Below are 18,114 nucleotides of genomic sequence, written 5' to 3'. Positions count from 1 at the left end.
GAATTGGTTCAACACCGCACGTTTGGCACGGTTGATCCCTTCGGGTTGACCCGGTCAATGGTCAGCATATTGCAGATCACAGCTTCCCTTGAAGAAGCAGTTTTCGCGCCGCCCTAACCTTCCGACCATGTGCCAATCAGCATGTTGAGAAATCGCTCGGCAGCGGGTGACAATGTTCCTCCCCGTCGCCGTACAACACCGATGGTTCGTGAAATTTCCGGATTGCGGATCGGCCGGGTGACAAGAAACGGATGCTCCTCCTGCGGCGTTGCCAACTTGGGCAGCACGGAAATCCCCAGTCCCGCCTCGACGAGGCCGAGCGACGTCGACAGGTGCGTCACCTCGTAGAACCAGCGCAATTTCAGGTTGGATTTTGCCAGTGCCGCGTCGAGCAGGGTCCGGTTGCCGCTGGAGCGGTGCACGGTGATCAGCGGATAGGGCGTCAGGTCTTCCCATCCGAGTTCGCTTTTGGCGGCAAGCGGGTGATCCTTGCGTGCCGCAAGCACGAACGGGTCCTCGATCAGCCGGTCGAAAATCAGATCGGGGTCGGCGGCACCCATGATGTTGATGCCGAATTCCACCTCGCCGCGGGCAACGGCCAAAAGCCCGTCGGTGGCGGGAAGATCCAGGATGCGAAAGCGGATGTGCGGGTATTCGGCATTGAACTGCTTGATCACCGTCGGCAGGAAATAGAAGGCGGCGGTGGGCAGGCACGCGATGGTCACGAGCCCGCTGCGCTGGGCGCCGATATCCCGCACTGCAAAGAGCGAGCCGTCAAATTCCTCCAGCATCCGCTGAACGAGCGGAATGAGTTCGCTTCCCACCGCCGTGGCCGAGACATGGCGCGTGGTCCGCTCCAGAAGCGGCGCTCCGATGGTTGCCTCCAGCTTCTGGATGCGCCGGCTCAACGCCGGTTGCGAGAGATTCAAGGCTTCCGCCGCCCGGTGAAAACTTTCCAGCTCCACCACCGAGAGAAAAGCCCGCAGATCCAGAATCTCACAATTAATGCTCATATCACATCAATCCTCGCAAACTTTGCATTTCACATATCAATCACCTTACCGCAAAATGCAAGAAACCGACAGATTGTTCTGTTGAACGCATGAATAAAGAGCGCTGCGCCATGAATGACCTCCTTCGCATACCTTGCGTCCTCATGAGAGGCGGTACATCCAAGGGACCGTTCTTTCTGGCATCGGATCTTCCCTCCGATCCACGCCAACGCGACCAGATCCTGTTGTCGGTGATGGGGTCCGGTCATCCCCTGCAGATCGACGGTATCGGCGGCGGCAACCCGGTCACCAGCAAGGTTGCCATCGTTGGCCCGTCCACGGTAACAGGTGCCGACGTCGACTATCTCTTTGCCCAGGTGCGGATCGATCAGCAGATGGTCGACACATCACCCAATTGCGGCAACATGCTTGCTGCCGTTGGCCCGTTTGCCATCGAAGCCGGTTTGATCAAAACGACAGGACCGGTAACGCGGGTACGGATACACAATGTCAACACCGGCAAGCTTATCGAGGCGGAGGTACCGACGCCGGATGGCCGTGTGGCCTATCTCGGCGATGCGTCGATTGACGGGGTGCCAGGGCACGCCGCGCCGATTGCCTTGACATTCATGGACGCCGCCGGCGCACGGACGGGCAGGCTGTTTCCAACGGGCCATCCACGCGAAATCATCGACGGTATCGACGTCACCTGCATCGATTGTGCCATGCCGATGATGATAGTCGAGGCCGCAGCCATCGGGGCAACAGGCTATGAGAGTGCTGCCGAACTCAACGCCGACCATGCCCTCCTCGAGCGGCTGGAAAGGCTGCGGCTGCAGGCGGGCCAGCGCATGGGCATGGGCGACGTGCGGATGCAGGTCACGCCCAAACCCGTCCTCATCTCAAAACCGAAAGCCGGCGGTGACCTGAATGTGCGTTATTTCATGCCGCACCAGTGCCATCCCTCCCTCGCCACGACGGGAGCAGTCGGCATCGCCACGGCGTGCATCAGCGATGCCACGGTTGCATCACGCCTGATCGGAGGACGCAAGCTTCCGGTCAATCTTGTTCTCGAACATCCGAGCGGCCGTCTGGAAGTCAAGCTGGAATCCCGCAATGGCACAACGGTCGCCGGCATACTGCGGACCGCCCGTCGCCTGTTCGAGGGTCAAGTCTTTGCCAAACCTGTAGCGCAAATGGTTTGCGCAGCATAATTGAACGCGGTTGCCGGGAGGGCATCGCACATCTGGGAGGAAATACCATGCATAAACTCATGCTCGCGCTGGCGGCGACGGTTGCATTCGCAGGATCGGCGTTTGCCGAACCTGTCCGCATCAGCGTCGGCTCTTACAATCTCAACAACCTGCCGTTTCCGGTCGCCTCGGGTCTGGGCCTTTATGAAAAGGAAGGGCTTGATGTCACCGTCGAGAATTTTGCCTCGGGCGGTTCGAAGACGCTGCAGGCGCTCGTCGCCGGTTCGACCGACATAGCCGTCGGCTTCTACGATCACACGATCCAGATGCAGGCGCAAAAGAAGAACGTTGTGGGCATTGTGCTGCTGGCGCGCAATTCGGGGCTGGTGCTTGCAGGCGGCAAGAACAGCACATTCGATCCCGCAAAGCCCGAAACCATCAAGGGCGCCAAGATCGGCATTACCGCCCCCGGCTCCTCGTCGGATTTCTTCGTTCGCTACTATCTGCAGCGCCACCAGCTTTCGGCGGATGACGTTTCGCTCATCGGCGTCGGTTCCGGCTCGGCAGCCGTCGCCGCTCTCGAACAGGGAAAGGTGGACCTCCTGGTGAACTACGATCCGGCGGCGACCTTCATTGAAGCCAAGGGCGTCGGCAAAATTCTGATCGACGCCCGCAGCGACGACGGCGCCAAGGAGATCTACGGCGGCATCTATCCGACCTCGGTTCTCTACGCCACGCAGACCTACATCGACAAGAATCCGGAGACGATCCAGAAGGTCGTCAATGCAACAGTCAAGGCCCTGGAGTGGATGAACAAGAGCGCTCCGGAGGAAATCGTTCAAAAACTTCCTGAAGCCTTCATTTCCGGAGACAAGGAAACCTACATAAAGGCCGTGGCAAACGCCAAGCCCATCTTCTCCATCGATGGCCGCTTCAACGAGGCCGAAGTCGAAACGCCGCTGGCAGTCCTGAGAAGCTTCAACGACAAGGTGGCAGCAACGGATATCGACCTGAAGAAGACATACACCAACAATTTCGTCGACAAAGCGCCACACGAAGGCACGAACTGAGGGAGAGAACCATGGCCTTGGCAATGGTAAAACCGGTTGCGGCCGCAACCATTGAACAACCGCGAAAAGCGATGGTGTCCATCGATTCGGTAACGATGTCATTCGGCACGTTCGTTGCGGTGGAGAACGTCAATCTGACGGTGGCCGATGGGGAGTTTCTTGCCATCGTCGGTCCCACCGGATGCGGCAAGAGCACGATATTGAACGCCATTGCCGGACTGCTCAAGCCGTCCGGCGGCCGCGTCTCGATTGACGGCAATCCGGTATCGGGCATCCAGAACGATATCGGTTACCTGTTCCAGCAGGACGCCCTGCTGCCCTGGAAAACCGCTATCGAGAATGTTGAACTCGGGCTGCTGTTCAAAGGTGTCGCAACGGCGGAACGTCGCGAGCGGTCTATGATGTGGCTGGCCAAGGTGGGCTTGAAGGGTTTTGAGCAGCGATACCCGCACCAGCTGTCCGGCGGCCAGCGCAAACGTGTGCAGATGGCGCAGGCGCTGATTACCGGCCCGAAAGTCATTCTAATGGACGAGCCGTTTTCGGCGCTTGATATCCATACCCGGCATCTGATGCAGAATGAGCTCCTGCGCCTGTGGCAGGAGGAGCGCCGCGCCGTGGTGATGATCACCCATGACCTGGAGGAAGCGATAGCGCTCGGCGACCGGGTGGCAGTGCTTGCCGCCGGACCGCGCAGCCGAGTTATCGACAGCTTCGACGTGGACCTTGCAAGACCGCGCGACGTCGCTGAAATCAAACTGGATCCGCGTTTTATGGATCTGTACCGCAATATCTGGGCGTCGCTGCGCGGCGAAGTGGAGAAGAGCTATGAACGTCGCGACTGAACGACTTATCCAACTGGGCCTGCTTGTTGCCATCCTCGGCGGCTGGCAGCTTGGCGTATCGACCGGTGTCATCGACGTGTTCTTTTTTCCGGCACCCGTCGACATTTTCAACCAGATCGTCAACTGGGTCATCGATCCCAATTTTTATCGCCACGTCACGATCACGCTGACGGAAACCGTTCTTGGCTATGTCATCGGAACAGGACTGGGCGTTGCCGCCGGCGTCTGGCTCGGCCTCAGCCGCAGTGCCGCGCGCATTCTCGATCCGTTCATCAAGGGCCTCAATGCCATTCCGCGCGTGGTGCTTGCGCCGATTTTCGTGCTGTGGCTCGGGCTTGGTTTGTGGTCGAAGGTGGCGCTCGCCGTCACCCTGGTGTTCTTCATCACGTTCTTCAACGCCATGCAGGGCGTGCGCGAAGTCAATCCGGTGGTTCTGGCCAATGCCCGTATTCTCGGTGCAAAGCGATCGGAACTCCTGCGCCACGTTTACTTTCCTGCTGCCGCCAGCTGGATTCTTTCCTCCCTGCGCACCTCCGTCGGCTTCGCGGTCGTTGGCGCCATCATCGGTGAATACCTTGGCGCGTCGGCAGGCCTTGGCTATCTGATTGCGCAGGCGGAAGGCAATTTCGATGCAGTCGGCGTTTTTGCCGGTATCATCATCCTGGCCGTCTTTGTTCTCGTCATCGACCGCGTGCTCGACGTTGTGGAGAACCGGCTGATCAAATGGCGACCGAACACGGCTGAAGAGAAGACAGCCTGATCCGATCAGGCTGTCTGGTGACAGCCATAAATGCGGTTTGCCGCGGTGCTTCCCGGAACTTCTCAGGAGGCATCGCGGTCTTGAACCGTCACGCGCAGAATTTTCCCGGCTTCATCGAACAGAATGACTTCCTCGCCGGAACGCCGGGACACTTCACCCGTCTCGCGGTGCGTTGCGACCAGACGCCAAACAGACCTCGCTGATCGGGGCGACAGTTCTTCGATCAGATCGTCTTCGGCAACCTGATCGGGATAGCTTGCAAAATAGACCTTGAATGCGTCCAGGATAGCCTCCTGCCCGGCAATCTCACCGATACCGCTCGATGCATAGACGGCATCGGTGGCGAAAAAACCGGCAAGTGCCTCAAAGTCGAGGGCATTGATGGCAGCGTGGTAAAGGCGGGTTGTTTCAACGGGACTGAACGGCATGAGAGGGTGTTACTCCGGTTTGAGCCTGTGGACAGTGCACTATCCCTCGCATTTGTTCCAGAACTCCCGTGCCCGAAATCGCAGGCGTTTGACAGTCGCCGCCGCTTCAGGGACATAATTGTCCGCGCACTGTTTCGGCGCGGCAGTGGATGCAGCGGTCTTTCAGCAACGGGGTGAAAACAAGTGCAGACAGCTCACACGGATATCCGTCAGAAGCATATGGCGGTGCGGACCCATGCACTGGACTTCTGGATGGCGCGCGCCGCCGTCCTCGTCGTTGCCGGATTGCAGTTCCTGCTGGTGAATGATTTTTCGTGGGGGCCGCGCTGGCTTGCGCCGGTGATCGAGCTTTTGCTGCTGGCGCCGCTGTCCATGGCAACCGCATGGGTGCAGACGCGGGCAAGGCAGGCAATGACAGACGAGCATTTTCATCTGGTCGGGCGTTCGCGGCGCCTGATCCGCCGCGCCGCCCTCGGCCTGACAATCCTGATCACGTTCATGAACTTTGTCGCGCTGTACTTTCTTGTACGAGCCCTTCTCGGCGGTCACGCCGGATCGGCGCAGACACTGCTGATCGATGCGGTCAACATATGGGTGACGAACGTCATCGCCTTCACGCTTTGGTACTGGAGCATCGACCGCGGCGGCCCCGCCAGCCGCGGGCTGACATCGAAAACCTATGGCGATTTCCAGTTCCCGCAAATGGTCATTCAGGATGAACGGCTGAAGAATTGGTCACCCGGCTTCATCGATTACCTCTTTCTGTCATTCACCAACGCGACGGCTTTCTCGCCGACCGACACGATGCCCCTGTCACCACGGGCAAAACTGCTCATGATGGCGGAAGCGTCGCTCTCCCTGCTGACCATCGCCCTTGTCGCAGCACGCGCCGTCAATATCCTGGCGTAGCGGCGAAACGGGAAGCCTTGATGAACGAGAAGCGCATTCACCGGATTTTCGAGATCAGCATCCTGTTGAAGGGCGCACATGCGCTCATCGAGTGTATCGGCGGTCTGATCCTGGTTTTTGTCAACACGGCCTCCATCCGGTTGATGGTGAACACCTTCACACAGACGAGACTCCTGGACGATCCCGATGATTATATCGCCACGCACCTTGCAAGGCTTGCCGGCGATTTCTCCGTCAGCAGCCAGCATTTCTATGCCTTTTATCTGCTGAGCCACGGCCTCGTCAAAGCCCTGCTTGTCATTGCGCTGCTGCGCAACAAGCTGTGGGCCTATCCGCTGTCCCTCGTGGTTCTGGGGCTGTTCATCGCCTATCAGCTTTATCGCTACTCCTACACGCAGAGTCCGGCGCTCATCGTGCTGACGGTTTTCGACCTGTTTGTCATGCTGCTCATCTGGCACGAGTATCGACTGGTTCAAAAGCACGTCGCGCGGTAGGTCACCCCGATTGCGCTGAAATCCCTTTTATGGTTGTCAGAGTTCCATAAAGGACTCGAATCCGCCATAGATCATGCGCTTGCCATCGAAGGGCATCTCCCATTTATCGCTGGCAAGTCGGGGATCCGCCATGGCTTTCTTGTTGGTTTCGTCCCGCTGCTTTCGCGACGCATGAACAATCCACGAAAAGATGACGATTTCATCGTCCTTCGCCTGCACGGCGCGCGGAAACGAGGTGAGTTCGCCATAGGGAACATCATCGCCAAGGCATTCTACATAGGCCAGCGCGCCATGTTCCTTCCAGACGTCACCAGCCACGCGCGCCATGGCCTTGTAGGCATCGATCTTGTCCTTCGGCACGGCAAGCACAAATCCATCAACATAGGTCATCATATCCTCCTCATTCGGTTCAACGGCCCTAGGACGATTGAACGGGCCGACATTCTACATCGTTCCCGTTTTTATTCGGGCGCTTACATATCTTTCGGCCAATGGCGCGTCGCTTCAAGCGATTCACCTGTCTCAAGCAGGCTCTTGAGGCTTGAGAGAAGGCCGGGCCATCCGGTGGAAACCTGTTCGATCAGCTTGGATTCCGGCCGGTCCATCTCATGGACTACAGTCAGTTTCACCATATCGCCCATCGGATCAAGCTCATAGGTGAGGCGCGAAAATCCCTCCTGCTTCAATTCCGGCATGAATTCGTTGCGCCAGGATAGAACGAGGCGTTTGGGCGGATCGATTTCAACAACCTCTCCGGCATCGCCGACCCGCCCGTCCGGAATCATGAGTTTCCACGAGGAACCCGGCTGCCAATCGCAATCCTGCCAGGTTCCCGCCCAATACTGCCGGGTAAATTCCGGATCGATCAGCGCGTGCCAGAGCTTTTGCGGCGTTGTGCGGATATAGGTCACGTACACAAATCTGGGTTTAGTCATGGCCGTCTTCCTCCAGGGTTTTCTTGAGTTCATCGAGGGTGCGCAGCGGACCCTGTTCATACTTGTGGATCCAGCGCGTGGAAATTTCATGGATCGGCACCGGGTTGAGGTAGTGCAGCTTTTCCCTGCCCCGCCAGACCGTTGCGATGAGATTGGCCTCTTCCAATATTGCAAGATGCTTGGTTACGGCCTGACGCGTCATGTCGATGCCCTCGCAGAGTTCGCCCAGCGTCTGGCCGTTCCTGGCAAAGAGATTGTCCAGCAATTGGCGCCGGCTCACGTCGGCAAGGGCCCGGAATGTCGCGTCTATGGTCATATCCACATTATGCAACCTTTTGGTTGCATGTCAAATCATTGCGCGATACCGCTGGATTGCACACCCTGTGCAACAGCCATGCATCAAAACTTGAAAATGAAATACTGACAAAATAACAATGGAGTAACCGCTCTTTCTAAAGCGGTTACTCCACTTCTTTGCTCTCAGTGGTCAAAGACCGTTCTTTTTGAGAATCTCCGGCGCATTCGCCTTGGTGATGGTTTCAGTGCCGAGAACGATCTTCTTTTCCACCTTTTCACCCGCCAGAACTTTCAGCGCCTGGCGCAATCCCTCCGCTCCGGGTGTCGGGTAGAGGAATGTTGCGGCAAGCTCCCCCTTGTTGACCCACTGGACGCCTTCATTCGGCAGTCCGTCGACACCAAGGAACAGGATGTCCTTCTCGCGCCCCGCATCCTTGGCGGCGAGATAGGCACCATAGGCCATCGGATCATTGTGGCCGTAGACCAGCTTGATGTCCTCATGGTTGCGCAGCGCGGTTGCCATGATGTTGTAGGCCTGATCCTGCTTCCAGTCGCCGGACTGCTTGTCCAGGAGATAGGTGATGCCCTTCTCCGCGTCGGTGTATTTGTGGAAACCATTGCTGCGGTCATGGCTTGCCTGCGTGCCGAGGCCACCCCAGATTTCGACCACGGTGCCCTTGGCCTTGCCCTTGCCGCCGAGGAGTTCCACGGCATGTTGTCCCGCCGCTTCGCCGATCACCACATTGTCGCCGCCGATCCACTGGGTGAACTTGTCGGTATCGACGTTGCGGTCAAGCACGATCACCGGAATGCCGGCATCCATCGCTTTTTCCACGACACCGGTCAGGCCTGCGGATTCCTTGGGTGAAATCAGGATTGCGTCCACCTCCTGCCGGATGAAGTTTTCAACATCGGCCACCTGCTTTTCCGTCTTGTCCTGGCCATCGGCGACAAGCAGCTCCACATTCGGATGGTTTTTGGCTTCGGCAACCAGATCCTTGTTGAACTGGACGCGCCAAGGCTCGACGGTCGTGGTCTGGCTGAAGCCGATGACATACTTATCCTTGGCCCATGCGCCCGGCATGTGCAGCGCCAGCGGCGCGATGAAAGCGGTTGCCATTGCCAATCTGGCAAAATGTCTGCGTGTCAGATTCATCATATCCTCCCTGATATTGCTTGTTGTCAGTTCATTCCCCCCTGCCCTTGCCGGTTTTCTGGCTTGCCGGGCATGGATTTCTTGGACGGCGTGGCTGTCATGAGCTGGGAGAGAAAAAACAGCCATCCGCTGGAGCGCCGCTCCTGCAGCAGCACCGCCACGATGATGATGATGCCCTTGAGCACCAGCTGCGTGTTGCTGTCGATATTGTTGAGCTGCAGGATATTGCTGAGAAAGCCGAAGATGAGGACGCCGACAAGGGTGCCGATCATCGAGCCGCGACCGCCCATCAGGCTGGTGCCGCCGATCACCACGGCAGCAATGGCATCGAGTTCAAGCCCCATGCCCGCATCGGGCTTTCCCTGCCTGTATTGCGCGACGTAGAGAATGCCCGCCAGCGCGGCGAGATATCCCGATATGGCATAGACGCTGATCTTTACCCGCCAGACCGGCACACCGGCGAGCCGCGCCGCCTCTTCATTGCCGCCGATGGCATAGATGTACCGTCCGAACTTGGTGTATTTCAGGATCACCCAGAACAGGAGAATGATGCCGGCGAAAATCAGACCCGGCACCGGAATCAGCCCGAAAATGAGCGCGCGCAGGAATTCGAAATTCGCCGTTGCGTTGCTGCCGGTATAGACCGGCCAGACCGCCGTGTTCTGGCCCGCCGTCAGGCGGGCAATCCCCAATCCTGCTACCATCATGGCAAGTGTCACGATGAAGGGCTGCAGGCGACCGCCGACGATGACGAGGCCGTTGACCATGCCGAGCATGAAGCCGACGGCCGGAACCACCACGAGCACCAGCAGCACGCCGGCCTTTGCATCAGCGCCGGAGGCGACCCACCAGGCGACAGCAGCCGCGGCGACCACAGCCACAAGGGCGATGATGCGGTTCAGTTGCGTCCGGTCATTTTCGGGCTCGCCAACCGAGCGGCCGGGCACCTTGGCAAGGAACAGCCCTGCCCCCAGCACAACAAGGAATGCCAGCACGAAAATGGCGGGAACGCCGATGGTATAGGCCGCCGACCAGCCCTCATTGGTCAGAAGCATGGCGCAGACGACGGAACCCAGCGCAAGCACGGACCCGACCGACAGGTCAATTCCGGCAATGAGGATCACCAGCGTCATGCCCACGGCAGTAATGCCGGTAACCGAAATCTGCCGGAAAACATCGGACAGATTGCCATAGGACAGGAAAATATTGTGCCCCTTGGACGAGATCGGCGATGAGAAAATGCCGATCAGAAAGAGCAGCACCAATCCCCAGTAGAGCTTGGTTGCATTCAGCAGGAGCTTGATCCGGCTAAGATTGCCTTGGGGTGACTGCATGGTCTGCTCGCTCGTTCGTGTCATGCCGCGTCCCTTGTCAGAGCCGTGCCAAGGGGTGTCGCCAGTTCCATCACCTGTTCTTCGGAAAACGCTGTGCTCTCAAGAATGCCCGCCGCCCTGCCCTCGCACATCACGAGGATGCGGCTCGACAGCGCAAGGAGTTCCGGCAATTCGGAACTCACCATGATCACCGCAACGCCGGACAGGGCGAGCTTTTTCAGGAGCTCGTAGATCTCATCCTTGGCGCCGACGTCGATCCCCCGGGTCGGTTCATCCAAGAGGACGACGCTGGGCCGGGTTTCCAGCCATTTGCCCAGCACGATCTTTTGCTGGTTGCCGCCGCTCAGCTGATCGATCTTCTGATCCGGCCCATCGCAGCGCACGTGCATCGCTTTGATGATCCGGCCCGCAACGGGGTCCTCGCGCCGGCGGCTGATCCAGCCGAATGGCGCGAGCCAGGGCAAGGACGGCAGCACGGCATTGGCCCGGATATCCGCATCCATAAGAAGACCCGTTCCCTTGCGGTCCTCGGTGAGGAAGGCAATGCCCTTCGCCACCGACCGGCGCGGGGTCAGGGAAGCGGCGGCAAGGCGGGTGCCGTTGCGGGTGATCGTACCAGAGCGTTCTCCAGTCGCTGCGCCAAAAATCAGTTCGAGCACTTCAGTGCGCCCGGAACCGAGCAGCCCGCCGATCCCGAGAATTTCACCGGCGTGGAGATCGAAGCTCACATCGTCAACGACATTGTGCATGCTGCCGCGCGAATTCGGGCGGCGCAGGCCGAGATGGCGCGCTTCAAGCACAATCGGCCTGCCCGATCTATCCGCCTTGGGTTCCGGGGCTGCCAGATCGCGCCCCACCATCATGCGGATGAGATCACGCTCGCTTACATCCTGCGCCCGGCGCGTGGCGATGAAGCTGCCGTCGCGCAACACGGTGATCTTGTCGGCCAGCGAGAATATTTCATTCATCCGGTGGGAAATGTAGATAATGGCAACGCCGTTACGGGCGAGTTCCCGCACAAAACTGGCCAGTCTCTGGGCTTCGGCCTCCGACAGCGCCGAGGTCGGCTCGTCCAGAACCAGCACATCGGCATTCAGGGACAATGCGCGGGCAATCTCGACAAGCTGCTGCTCGCCGACACGCAAATTCTCCACATCGGCACGCGGATCGATATCGATGCCGAAGCGGTCGAGCAGTTCCGCGCTCCTCGTCTCGATGCTCCTGCGATCGATGAACAGGCCGCCGATCAGCGGCTCGCGCCCCAGAAAAATATTCTCGGACACGCTGAGGCTTGGAATGAGATTGAGTTCCTGGTGGATGATGGCGATGCCGTTATGCTCGGCTTCCCGCGGCGAGGCGAAGTCGACCGCCCGCCCCCGGACAAGCATGTCACCGCCGCTGCGGCGATGCACGCCGCTGAGGATTTTCACCAGCGTCGACTTGCCCGCACCGTTCTCCCCCATGATGGCATGAATCTCGCCCGGATAGATGTCGAGATCGATACTTCGCAGGGCAACAATATGAGCGAATGACTTGCTGATGCCGCGCATCGAGACGATCGGCAGCTGACTATCCAAAATGTTCCTCCCAAAACATTCTTTCAAGTTAATATGTAACATGTTAGATGTTATTGGGCAGGAGTCAAATGCTTCATTCGGAGAAATGGAATTCAGCCTCCCGCCATGCAACAGGGCCTATCGGGGAGCTTTGGACGTGCAATTGGGGTCAGGCGGCAAGAGCTTCAAGGAACAGAAAGTCGTTGCGGTCACACGCAAAGACCAGGTCTATTCCATCCTGCGTCAAGCCATCATTTCATCGCAGCTCGCGCCCGGCGAAGCCATCCGCAAGGAACTGGTGGCGCTGCAACTCGGTGTATCGCGCACCCCGGTCAGCGATGCCATCAACCGCCTCGCCGACGAAGGCCTGGTCGAGATTTACCCGCAAACCGGCACCTTCGTTGCCCGGCTGCGCCTCGACAAGATCGAGACCGCCCAGTTCGTGCGCATTGCCCTGGAAACGGCCGCCATCCGGCGGGCGGCGGAGCGCAGCTCGGCTGATATCGTGCAGCGCCTGCGCGATAATCTCGACCGGCAGCGCAAGGCGGCGGACTCCAGGGATTTCGAAGGGTTTTATGCGCTCGACGAGGAATTGCACGACATGATCTGCGATGCGGCGGGTTTGGTCGGATTGCGCGAAATTGCCGCCAAGGAGCGCAGCCAGATTGACCGCGTGCGCCGGCTGCTCCTGCACTACGAAACGCGCATGGTCGAAACGCTGAAAGAGCACCAGGCTATTGTTGATGCCATTGCCGAAAACAGCGTCGAGCGCGCGGCGGCGGCGATGGAAGAGCATATTTCCAAGATGGGCAAAATGCTGCTGCAGCTGCAGACCAAACGGCCGGAGCTGTTTGCCGATTAGCAAACCGCCCCTCGCCGCGGCCTAGTCCGTATGCAGGTCGCGCGGGATTGCCGGACCGACCTCGAGATCGCGGAATTCCGCCGCAAAGCCATCCCGCTGCGGCGAACAGGCCATGATACCGACCGACGCATCGTCTTTGGGAAATGGCGCGAGCCTTGCCAGCTGCCATGGCGCATCATTGATGGCATACTGGACCCGCACCGCATCATCATGGCGGGTGAGCCGGATGTGCACCGCGTCGTCGACGCGGGCGCTGTGCAGGGGAATGACGGACCAATCGGATATGCGGTTGGTCACGACAACGCTGAAATGCATGAGGCCGTCGGTATATTCGATGCCGGTCTTGATCCAGTTGCGGGCGTCGATCCGCAGCATCAGACCGGCCTGATCATAGAGTTCCCGGTAATCGCCGCGCACCGTCACGCGGGCGCTGAAATCGCCGCTGACCGGCGTCAGATAGGCATGGCCGTTGTCGCGCTCGAAACCATAAAAGGTGTGCTGCCAGAAATCGGTGTTCTCAGCCGTCGCAAGCATGAGCAGACGGGCATCGCCGTGATGGGACGGCGGCGCATTGAGCCAGTTGAACGCATCAGTCATCACTCTCTCCACACGCGAATCCGGCCTCAAACGGCAGATGCGGTGTAGCAGATTGTGGCAGGTGCTGAAACGTGCCGATTTCTGATCTTACGGTCACTGAAAGTCGAGATGCGCGATAAGAGCGGCAACATTTTCATCGATGCCTCGAAAAGCCGTCGCGCGCGATGGCTTTCGTGATTCACGCATACTCATGTCGTATTAACGGAGCAAAGTCTCACGAATGCAGTGTTTGCGGCCGTTCATCGGCTGGCGTGAAGCGGAACGGCTTCTGAAAATGCCCTCTCTCCGCCAAGACGTTCAGTTCGCGATTTGCCGCCATGACGGCCAACTCATCCACATCGCGCACACCGCTTTCATAGATCGCAATGACAATCCGGGCGAGCTGGTTGCAGCGAGCGTGGGTTTTCGGGCAGCGATCGAGCATTTTGGAAGCCCGGTCATGGGCCTGCTGCATGATATCCCAATCCGTCGTGGAGTGAATACGTTGGTCCCTGCTTGAAAAAGGCATGACACACTCCCTGGATATGACTGAAGTTTTGCAATGCCGCACTTCCGTGCCTGAGGCACGCCAAAATCGCGGACAAAACGAGTAGATTCCTCTTTGCGCCGGAACGCAAATCACACCCGACAAAGCTGGTGATAACTATTTTGTGATAGGTATTTTGGGTTAGAAGCGCCAACCATTTTTTGTTGACCAGAGCGCTCATGTTTTGTATGGCTCACTTGTTCCGGGGTCCATTGCTGGCGCAACCGAAATTTGCTCTGCAAGCCATACAAATCAAAGAGGTTTTCATGAAAATCAACTTTCCGACTTTTGCAAGTGCCGCGGCGCTCGCTGTTGCCTTGATCGCCGCGCCGGCGATGGCGCAGAACGCCGATGGCATCGTTGTTTATAATGCGCAGCATGAAAGCCTCACCAAGGCGTGGGCCGACGGTTTCACCAAGGAAACCGGCATCAAGGTGACGATCCGCAACGGCAAGGACATGGAACTGGCCAACCAGATCGTGCAGGAAGGCGCTGCTTCCCCGGCTGACGCATTCCTGACGGAAAATTCCCCGGGAGTGGTTCTGGTCGACAATGCCAAGCTGTTCGCACCGCTTGACAAGGCAGTGCTCGATCAGGTGCCGGCCAATTACCGCCCGGAACATGGCCGCTGGACCGGCGTTGCCGCCCGTTCCACCGTGTTCGCCTATGACAAGAACAAGCTGACGGAAGACAAGCTGCCGAAGTCGCTGCTCGACCTTGCCGATGCAAGCTGGAAGGGCCGCTGGGGCGCCGCACCGGCTGGCGCGGATTTCCAGGCGATCGTCAGCGCGCTTCTGGAACTCAAGGGCGAGGAAACCACTGCCAAGTGGTTGAAGGCACTCAAGGAAAATGCGACGGCCTACAAGGGCAACAGCGTTGCCATGAAGGCCGTCAATGCCGGAGAAATCGAAGGCGCGGTGATTTATCACTATTACTATTTCGGCGATAAGGCCAAAACCGGCGAAAACACCAAGAACGTGTCCCTGCACTACTTCAAGCATGAGGATCCGGGCGCATTCGTCAGCATTTCCGGCGGCGGTGTTCTCGCTTCGAGCAAGCACAAGGAAGATGCCCAGGCGTTCCTGAAGTGGGTCACCGGCAAGGCTGGCCAGGCAGTATTGAAGGACGGGGATTCCTTTGAATATGCCGTTGGCAAGGATGCAGCATCCAATGCCGCTCTGGTGCCTCTGGCCGATCTGCAGGCGCCGAAGGTCGAACCTTCGAAGCTGAACAGCAAGAAGGTGACGGACCTGATGACGGCAGCGGGCCTGCTGTAACCACAATGCCGGTTAGCCGGCAATGAAATAACTCTGGACACCTCCTGCACAGACATTTGATCTTGCAGGGGGTGTTGTTCGATTCCCCTTCGGGTATGAAGGCCAATCTGGCCGCCGGCGGGTGTTCGTGCATATGAAAGCAAATGTGAATTGTTGTCTACCGGATCAATGAACGGCCAACGTCCCGATGCAGCTGCTGCGCAGCTGGCCTTGGTCCCGCATCATGCCGTGCGTCGCCTGCCGTTTTTATCCGTTTTCGGCCTTGCGGGGCTTGTTGCCCTGCTCAGCCTTCTGCCGCTCGGCTTCGTCATCTGGGTGACCATCCAGACCGGCTGGGATACGGTCGTCACCCTGGTGTTCCGCGCCCGCGTCGGCGAACTCCTGATCAATACGGTGCTGCTGGAAGTCTGGACAATCCCGCTTTCCATCGTTCTGGCGGTCAGCCTTGCCTGGCTGACCGAGCGCACCGACCTGCCCGGCGCCCGCCTGTGGGCGTGGCTGGCGGTTGCGCCGCTTGCCGTCCCGGCATTTGTCCACAGCTATGCCTGGATCAGCATGGCCCCCAGCCTGCACGGCCTGTTCGGCGGCGTGCTGGTTTCCGTTCTGGCTTATTTCCCGTTTCTCTATCTTCCGGTCGCGGCGCAGATGCGGCGTGTCGATCCGGCCATGGAAGATGTCGGGGCATCGCTTGGCCTCGGGCCATGGCGGGTCTTCTTCCGGGTGCTCCTGCCGCAGCTGCGCTTTGCCATTTGCGGCGGCTCCTTGCTGATCGGCCTGCATCTTCTGGCGGAATACGGCCTTTTCGTCATGATCCGCTTCGATACGTTTGCGACAGCCATCGTCGACCAGTTCCAGTCAACCTTCAACGGCCCTGCAGCCAACATGCTGGCCGGTGTTCTGGTGCTGTGCTGCGCCGGTTTGCTGGCGCTGGAAGCGTTGATCCGCGGCAATGAACGCTATGCCCGCGTCGGCTCGGGATCAGCCCGTCCGATCACAAAGTACCGGCTGGGCTGGCTTGCCCTGCCCTGCCTGCTCATTCCGCTGATGACCACGGCGCTGGCGCTGGGCGTTCCGTTCGTGACCCTTGGCCGCTGGCTGATTGCCGGCGGCACGTCGGTGTGGCAGCTGAACGAAATCGGCACTGCCTTCGGGACAACACTGCTGCTGGCCGTTGCCGGGGCCTTGCTGGCCACCGTTGCAGCGACGCCCATGGCATGGCTTTCGGTGCGGGCTCCCGGCCGCATGCAGCGAGCCCTCGAGGCCTGCCATTATTATGTCGGCTCCCTGCCCGGGGTCGTGGTCGCGCTGGCGCTTGTGACGATCACAGTGCGTGTTGTCCTGCCGCTCTATCAGACGGCGGCGACATTGCTGCTTGCCTACGGGCTGCTCTTCCTGCCGCGCGCCCTCGTCGGACTGCGGGCCAGCATCGCGCAGGCGCCTGTCGAACTGGAGCGGGCCGCCATGGCGCTCGGGCGCACGCCGGTGCAGGCGGTCACGCGCATTACCATGCGGCTGGCCGCGCCCGGCGCCGCCGCCAGCGTAGCGTTGGTGGCACTCGGCATTACCAACGAATTGACGGCCACGCTGATGCTTGCGCCCAATGGCACGCGTACATTGGCGACGGAATTCTGGTCGTTGACCAGCGAGATTGATTACGCGGCGGCCGCGCCCTATGCACTGATGATGGTGGTGCTGTCCCTGCCCCTCACGCTCCTGCTGCATGCCCAATCGAAACGGATAATTGGACGATGACCTTTCTCGACATTCGCGGTGTAACAAAACGATACGGTGTCACCACCGCCGTCGATGACGTCACGCTGTCAGTCCCGGCGGGCAGCCGCACGGCGGTTGTCGGACCATCGGGATCGGGCAAGACCACCCTGCTGCGTCTCATCGGCGGGTTCGAAGCCCCGGACAGCGGCCAGGTGACTTTGAATGGCGACGTATTGGCCGAGGGCGCGGCGATCGTTCCGGCGCATCGCCGCAGTGTCGGGTTCGTGACCCAGGATGGCTCGCTTTTCCCGCACCTGACCGTCGCCGACAATATCGGCTTTGGCTTGGACAAGCGCAGTCCCGACCGCAGCCAGCGTATCCTTGCCCTCATGGATATGGTCGAGCTCGACCCCGTCATGCTGAACCGCCGGCCGCATCAGCTTTCCGGCGGACAGCAGCAACGGGTCTCGCTTGCCCGGGCTTTGGCACGCCAGCCCAAGCTGATGCTGCTGGACGAGCCGTTTTCCGCGCTCGACACCGGTCTGCGCGAAAACATGCGCAAGGCTGTTGCTGCGGTTCTGAAAAAAGCCGGCATTACCACCATTCTGGTCACCCACGATCAGGCGGAAGCCCTGTCCTTTGCCGATCAGGTCGCCGTGATGCGGCAGGGCAAACTGGTTCAGGCCGGACCGCCGCGCTCGCTCTATCTAAACCCGTCGGACCGCACGACGGCCTCGTTTCTCGGCGATGCAATTCTGCTTCCGGCGCAGATCGGCAACGGCTGGATCGATTGCGCGTTTGGCCGGTTGAAGGCGCGGACAGCCGAACGGCTGGGCACAGCGGAAATCATGCTGCGCCCGGAACAGCTGAAACTTGTCTCCGTCACCGAGAGCGACGCCGTGGCCGCCCCTGACGGGAATGCCGGGTATGGCAAGGTCGTTGACATCGAATTCGGCGGGGCGGTGTGCACGGTGACGCTTGCCATCATGGGAGACCACGGTTCTTGCAATGGCCAGAGGGCCGCGCCGGTGCTGATAAGATGTTCCGCAGTCAATCTTCCTGCAACCGGGGATCATGTGCGCATTGAAGTCCTTGGCGAGCCGCATATATTTGCTTGATGCGGTTGCTGTTCCGGAATCGGAAAGCGCAACTGCTTAAACAAGCATGCTCCCG

At 59.4% G+C, this 18,114-nt stretch carries 20 protein-coding genes; 10 read left to right on the top strand and 10 right to left on the bottom strand.

The genetic code is table 11. The annotated features are described in order from the left end of the window. Nucleotides 1-113 precede the first annotated feature (113 nt). Nucleotides 114-1,013: a LysR family transcriptional regulator gene (locus AC1Q5O_RS05625; RefSeq protein ID WP_188346345.1), complete on the bottom strand. Its 900-nt coding sequence runs from the start codon at nucleotides 1,011-1,013 to the stop codon at nucleotides 114-116. Nucleotides 1,014-1,123: 110 nt separating this feature from the next. Between AC1Q5O_RS05625 and AC1Q5O_RS05620 the strand changes: the two genes are divergently transcribed. Genes AC1Q5O_RS05620 through AC1Q5O_RS05605 form a run of 4 tightly spaced genes read left to right on the top strand, consistent with a single transcriptional unit; the run spans nucleotide 1,124 to nucleotide 4,857 of the window. Beyond that, the gene (locus AC1Q5O_RS05620) at nucleotides 1,124-2,206 is read left to right on the top strand and encodes a 4-oxalomesaconate tautomerase (protein ID WP_492562087.1); all 1,083 of its coding nucleotides are present in this window, start codon (nucleotides 1,124-1,126) and stop codon (nucleotides 2,204-2,206) included. Between the two features lie 47 nt (nucleotides 2,207-2,253). Continuing rightward, entirely contained in the window at nucleotides 2,254-3,255 is a 1,002-nt protein-coding gene (locus AC1Q5O_RS05615; protein ID WP_492562086.1) for an ABC transporter substrate-binding protein, read from the top strand. An 11-nt stretch (nucleotides 3,256-3,266) separates the two neighbouring features. Next, a complete protein-coding gene (locus tag AC1Q5O_RS05610) occupies nucleotides 3,267-4,097 on the top strand; it encodes an ABC transporter ATP-binding protein (protein WP_492562085.1) in 831 nt (276 codons plus the stop codon). After that, nucleotides 4,081-4,857: an ABC transporter permease gene (locus tag AC1Q5O_RS05605; RefSeq protein WP_346308300.1), complete on the top strand. Its 777-nt coding sequence runs from the start codon at nucleotides 4,081-4,083 to the stop codon at nucleotides 4,855-4,857. The genes AC1Q5O_RS05610 and AC1Q5O_RS05605 overlap by 17 nt, the downstream gene beginning before the upstream one ends. Nucleotides 4,858-4,919: 62 nt before the next feature. Here the strand turns inward: AC1Q5O_RS05605 and AC1Q5O_RS05600 are convergent, their stop codons facing one another. Beyond that, the gene (locus AC1Q5O_RS05600; RefSeq protein WP_492562084.1) at nucleotides 4,920-5,285 is read right to left on the bottom strand and encodes a nuclear transport factor 2 family protein; all 366 of its coding nucleotides are present in this window, start codon (nucleotides 5,283-5,285) and stop codon (nucleotides 4,920-4,922) included. Between the two features lie 204 nt (nucleotides 5,286-5,489). Between AC1Q5O_RS05600 and AC1Q5O_RS05595 the strand changes: the two genes are divergently transcribed. After that, the gene (locus AC1Q5O_RS05595; protein WP_492563090.1) at nucleotides 5,490-6,194 is read left to right on the top strand and encodes a hypothetical protein; all 705 of its coding nucleotides are present in this window, start codon (nucleotides 5,490-5,492) and stop codon (nucleotides 6,192-6,194) included. Nucleotides 6,195-6,214: 20 nt separating this feature from the next. Continuing rightward, nucleotides 6,215-6,688 (top strand): DUF2127 domain-containing protein, encoded by a 474-nt coding sequence (locus tag AC1Q5O_RS05590; protein ID WP_492562083.1) that lies wholly within the window; start codon nucleotides 6,215-6,217, stop codon nucleotides 6,686-6,688. 36 nt (nucleotides 6,689-6,724) lie between these two features. Here AC1Q5O_RS05590 and AC1Q5O_RS05585 read toward each other — a convergent pair whose 3' ends face one another. The 6 genes from AC1Q5O_RS05585 to AC1Q5O_RS05560 all read right to left on the bottom strand — a co-directional run bounded on the left by AC1Q5O_RS05585 (nucleotide 6,725) and on the right by AC1Q5O_RS05560 (nucleotide 11,987). Further along, nucleotides 6,725-7,078, bottom strand: a complete 354-nt coding sequence (locus AC1Q5O_RS05585) for a DUF1428 domain-containing protein (RefSeq protein ID WP_346308302.1) — start codon at nucleotides 7,076-7,078, stop codon at nucleotides 6,725-6,727. 83 nt (nucleotides 7,079-7,161) lie between these two features. Then, complete coding sequence (locus AC1Q5O_RS05580) at nucleotides 7,162-7,623, bottom strand: SRPBCC family protein (RefSeq protein WP_492562082.1); 462 nt, start codon at nucleotides 7,621-7,623, stop codon at nucleotides 7,162-7,164. Next, a complete protein-coding gene (locus AC1Q5O_RS05575) occupies nucleotides 7,616-7,933 on the bottom strand; it encodes an ArsR/SmtB family transcription factor (protein ID WP_288193807.1) in 318 nt (105 codons plus the stop codon). The genes AC1Q5O_RS05580 and AC1Q5O_RS05575 overlap by 8 nt, the downstream gene beginning before the upstream one ends. 177 nt (nucleotides 7,934-8,110) lie before the next feature. After that, nucleotides 8,111-9,040, bottom strand: coding sequence for a substrate-binding domain-containing protein (locus tag AC1Q5O_RS05570; RefSeq protein ID WP_223615208.1), 930 nt, complete (start codon nucleotides 9,038-9,040; stop codon nucleotides 8,111-8,113). A 62-nt stretch (nucleotides 9,041-9,102) separates the two neighbouring features. Then, nucleotides 9,103-10,410: an ABC transporter permease gene (locus tag AC1Q5O_RS05565; protein WP_492563087.1), complete on the bottom strand. Its 1,308-nt coding sequence runs from the start codon at nucleotides 10,408-10,410 to the stop codon at nucleotides 9,103-9,105. A gap of 20 nt (nucleotides 10,411-10,430) precedes the next feature. Then, a complete protein-coding gene (locus AC1Q5O_RS05560; protein WP_492562081.1) occupies nucleotides 10,431-11,987 on the bottom strand; it encodes a sugar ABC transporter ATP-binding protein in 1,557 nt (518 codons plus the stop codon). A gap of 136 nt (nucleotides 11,988-12,123) precedes the next feature. Here AC1Q5O_RS05560 and AC1Q5O_RS05555 point away from each other — a divergent pair, with 136 nt between their 5' ends. Further along, the gene (locus tag AC1Q5O_RS05555) at nucleotides 12,124-12,828 is read left to right on the top strand and encodes a GntR family transcriptional regulator (RefSeq protein ID WP_492562080.1); all 705 of its coding nucleotides are present in this window, start codon (nucleotides 12,124-12,126) and stop codon (nucleotides 12,826-12,828) included. A gap of 21 nt (nucleotides 12,829-12,849) precedes the next feature. Here the strand turns inward: AC1Q5O_RS05555 and AC1Q5O_RS05550 are convergent, their stop codons facing one another. After that, nucleotides 12,850-13,425 carry a DUF1349 domain-containing protein gene (locus tag AC1Q5O_RS05550; protein ID WP_492562079.1) on the bottom strand — a complete coding sequence of 192 codons (576 nt, stop codon included), beginning with the start codon at nucleotides 13,423-13,425 and terminating at the stop codon, nucleotides 12,850-12,852. Between the two features lie 214 nt (nucleotides 13,426-13,639). Continuing rightward, a complete protein-coding gene (locus AC1Q5O_RS05545) occupies nucleotides 13,640-13,933 on the bottom strand; it encodes a hypothetical protein (protein WP_223614969.1) in 294 nt (97 codons plus the stop codon). A 284-nt stretch (nucleotides 13,934-14,217) separates the two neighbouring features. Between AC1Q5O_RS05545 and AC1Q5O_RS05540 the strand changes: the two genes are divergently transcribed. The 3 genes from AC1Q5O_RS05540 (at nucleotide 14,218) to AC1Q5O_RS05530 (ending at nucleotide 18,059) form a co-directional block, all read left to right on the top strand. Beyond that, entirely contained in the window at nucleotides 14,218-15,228 is a 1,011-nt protein-coding gene (locus tag AC1Q5O_RS05540; protein ID WP_464660296.1) for an iron ABC transporter substrate-binding protein, read from the top strand. Nucleotides 15,229-15,396: 168 nt separating this feature from the next. Next, nucleotides 15,397-16,980 carry an ABC transporter permease gene (locus AC1Q5O_RS05535; protein WP_492562078.1) on the top strand — a complete coding sequence of 528 codons (1,584 nt, stop codon included), beginning with the start codon at nucleotides 15,397-15,399 and terminating at the stop codon, nucleotides 16,978-16,980. After that, nucleotides 16,977-18,059, top strand: coding sequence for an ABC transporter ATP-binding protein (locus AC1Q5O_RS05530; RefSeq protein ID WP_492562077.1), 1,083 nt, complete (start codon nucleotides 16,977-16,979; stop codon nucleotides 18,057-18,059). Before AC1Q5O_RS05535 ends, AC1Q5O_RS05530 begins: the two co-directional genes overlap by 4 nt. The last annotated feature ends 55 nt before the right edge of the window (nucleotides 18,060-18,114 follow it).

Source organism: Phyllobacterium sp. MT110 (assembly GCF_058792715.1).
Note: the sequence above shows the minus strand (reverse complement) of the source record. Positions and strands in the feature narration are given on the sequence as shown.

What these genes read in the sequence shown, in the direction of transcription:
- AC1Q5O_RS05550 (WP_492562079.1), bottom strand. Translation starts at nt 13,425, where the DNA reads ATGACTGATGCGTTCAACTGGCTCAATGCGCCGCCGTCCCATCACGGC.
- AC1Q5O_RS05625 (WP_188346345.1), bottom strand. Translation starts at nt 1,013, where the DNA reads ATGAGCATTAATTGTGAGATTCTGGATCTGCGGGCTTTTCTCTCGGTG.
- AC1Q5O_RS05545 (WP_223614969.1), bottom strand. Translation starts at nt 13,933, where the DNA reads ATGCCTTTTTCAAGCAGGGACCAACGTATTCACTCCACGACGGATTGG.
- AC1Q5O_RS05535 (WP_492562078.1), top strand. Translation starts at nt 15,397, where the DNA reads ATGAACGGCCAACGTCCCGATGCAGCTGCTGCGCAGCTGGCCTTGGTC.
- AC1Q5O_RS05620 (WP_492562087.1), top strand. Translation starts at nt 1,124, where the DNA reads ATGAATGACCTCCTTCGCATACCTTGCGTCCTCATGAGAGGCGGTACA.
- AC1Q5O_RS05615 (WP_492562086.1), top strand. Translation starts at nt 2,254, where the DNA reads ATGCATAAACTCATGCTCGCGCTGGCGGCGACGGTTGCATTCGCAGGA.
- AC1Q5O_RS05580 (WP_492562082.1), bottom strand. Translation starts at nt 7,623, where the DNA reads ATGACTAAACCCAGATTTGTGTACGTGACCTATATCCGCACAACGCCG.
- AC1Q5O_RS05530 (WP_492562077.1), top strand. Translation starts at nt 16,977, where the DNA reads ATGACCTTTCTCGACATTCGCGGTGTAACAAAACGATACGGTGTCACC.
- AC1Q5O_RS05570 (WP_223615208.1), bottom strand. Translation starts at nt 9,040, where the DNA reads ATGGCAACCGCTTTCATCGCGCCGCTGGCGCTGCACATGCCGGGCGCA.
- AC1Q5O_RS05590 (WP_492562083.1), top strand. Translation starts at nt 6,215, where the DNA reads ATGAACGAGAAGCGCATTCACCGGATTTTCGAGATCAGCATCCTGTTG.
- AC1Q5O_RS05565 (WP_492563087.1), bottom strand. Translation starts at nt 10,410, where the DNA reads ATGCAGTCACCCCAAGGCAATCTTAGCCGGATCAAGCTCCTGCTGAAT.
- AC1Q5O_RS05610 (WP_492562085.1), top strand. Translation starts at nt 3,267, where the DNA reads ATGGCCTTGGCAATGGTAAAACCGGTTGCGGCCGCAACCATTGAACAA.
- AC1Q5O_RS05540 (WP_464660296.1), top strand. Translation starts at nt 14,218, where the DNA reads ATGAAAATCAACTTTCCGACTTTTGCAAGTGCCGCGGCGCTCGCTGTT.
- AC1Q5O_RS05600 (WP_492562084.1), bottom strand. Translation starts at nt 5,285, where the DNA reads ATGCCGTTCAGTCCCGTTGAAACAACCCGCCTTTACCACGCTGCCATC.
- AC1Q5O_RS05585 (WP_346308302.1), bottom strand. Translation starts at nt 7,078, where the DNA reads ATGACCTATGTTGATGGATTTGTGCTTGCCGTGCCGAAGGACAAGATC.
- AC1Q5O_RS05605 (WP_346308300.1), top strand. Translation starts at nt 4,081, where the DNA reads ATGAACGTCGCGACTGAACGACTTATCCAACTGGGCCTGCTTGTTGCC.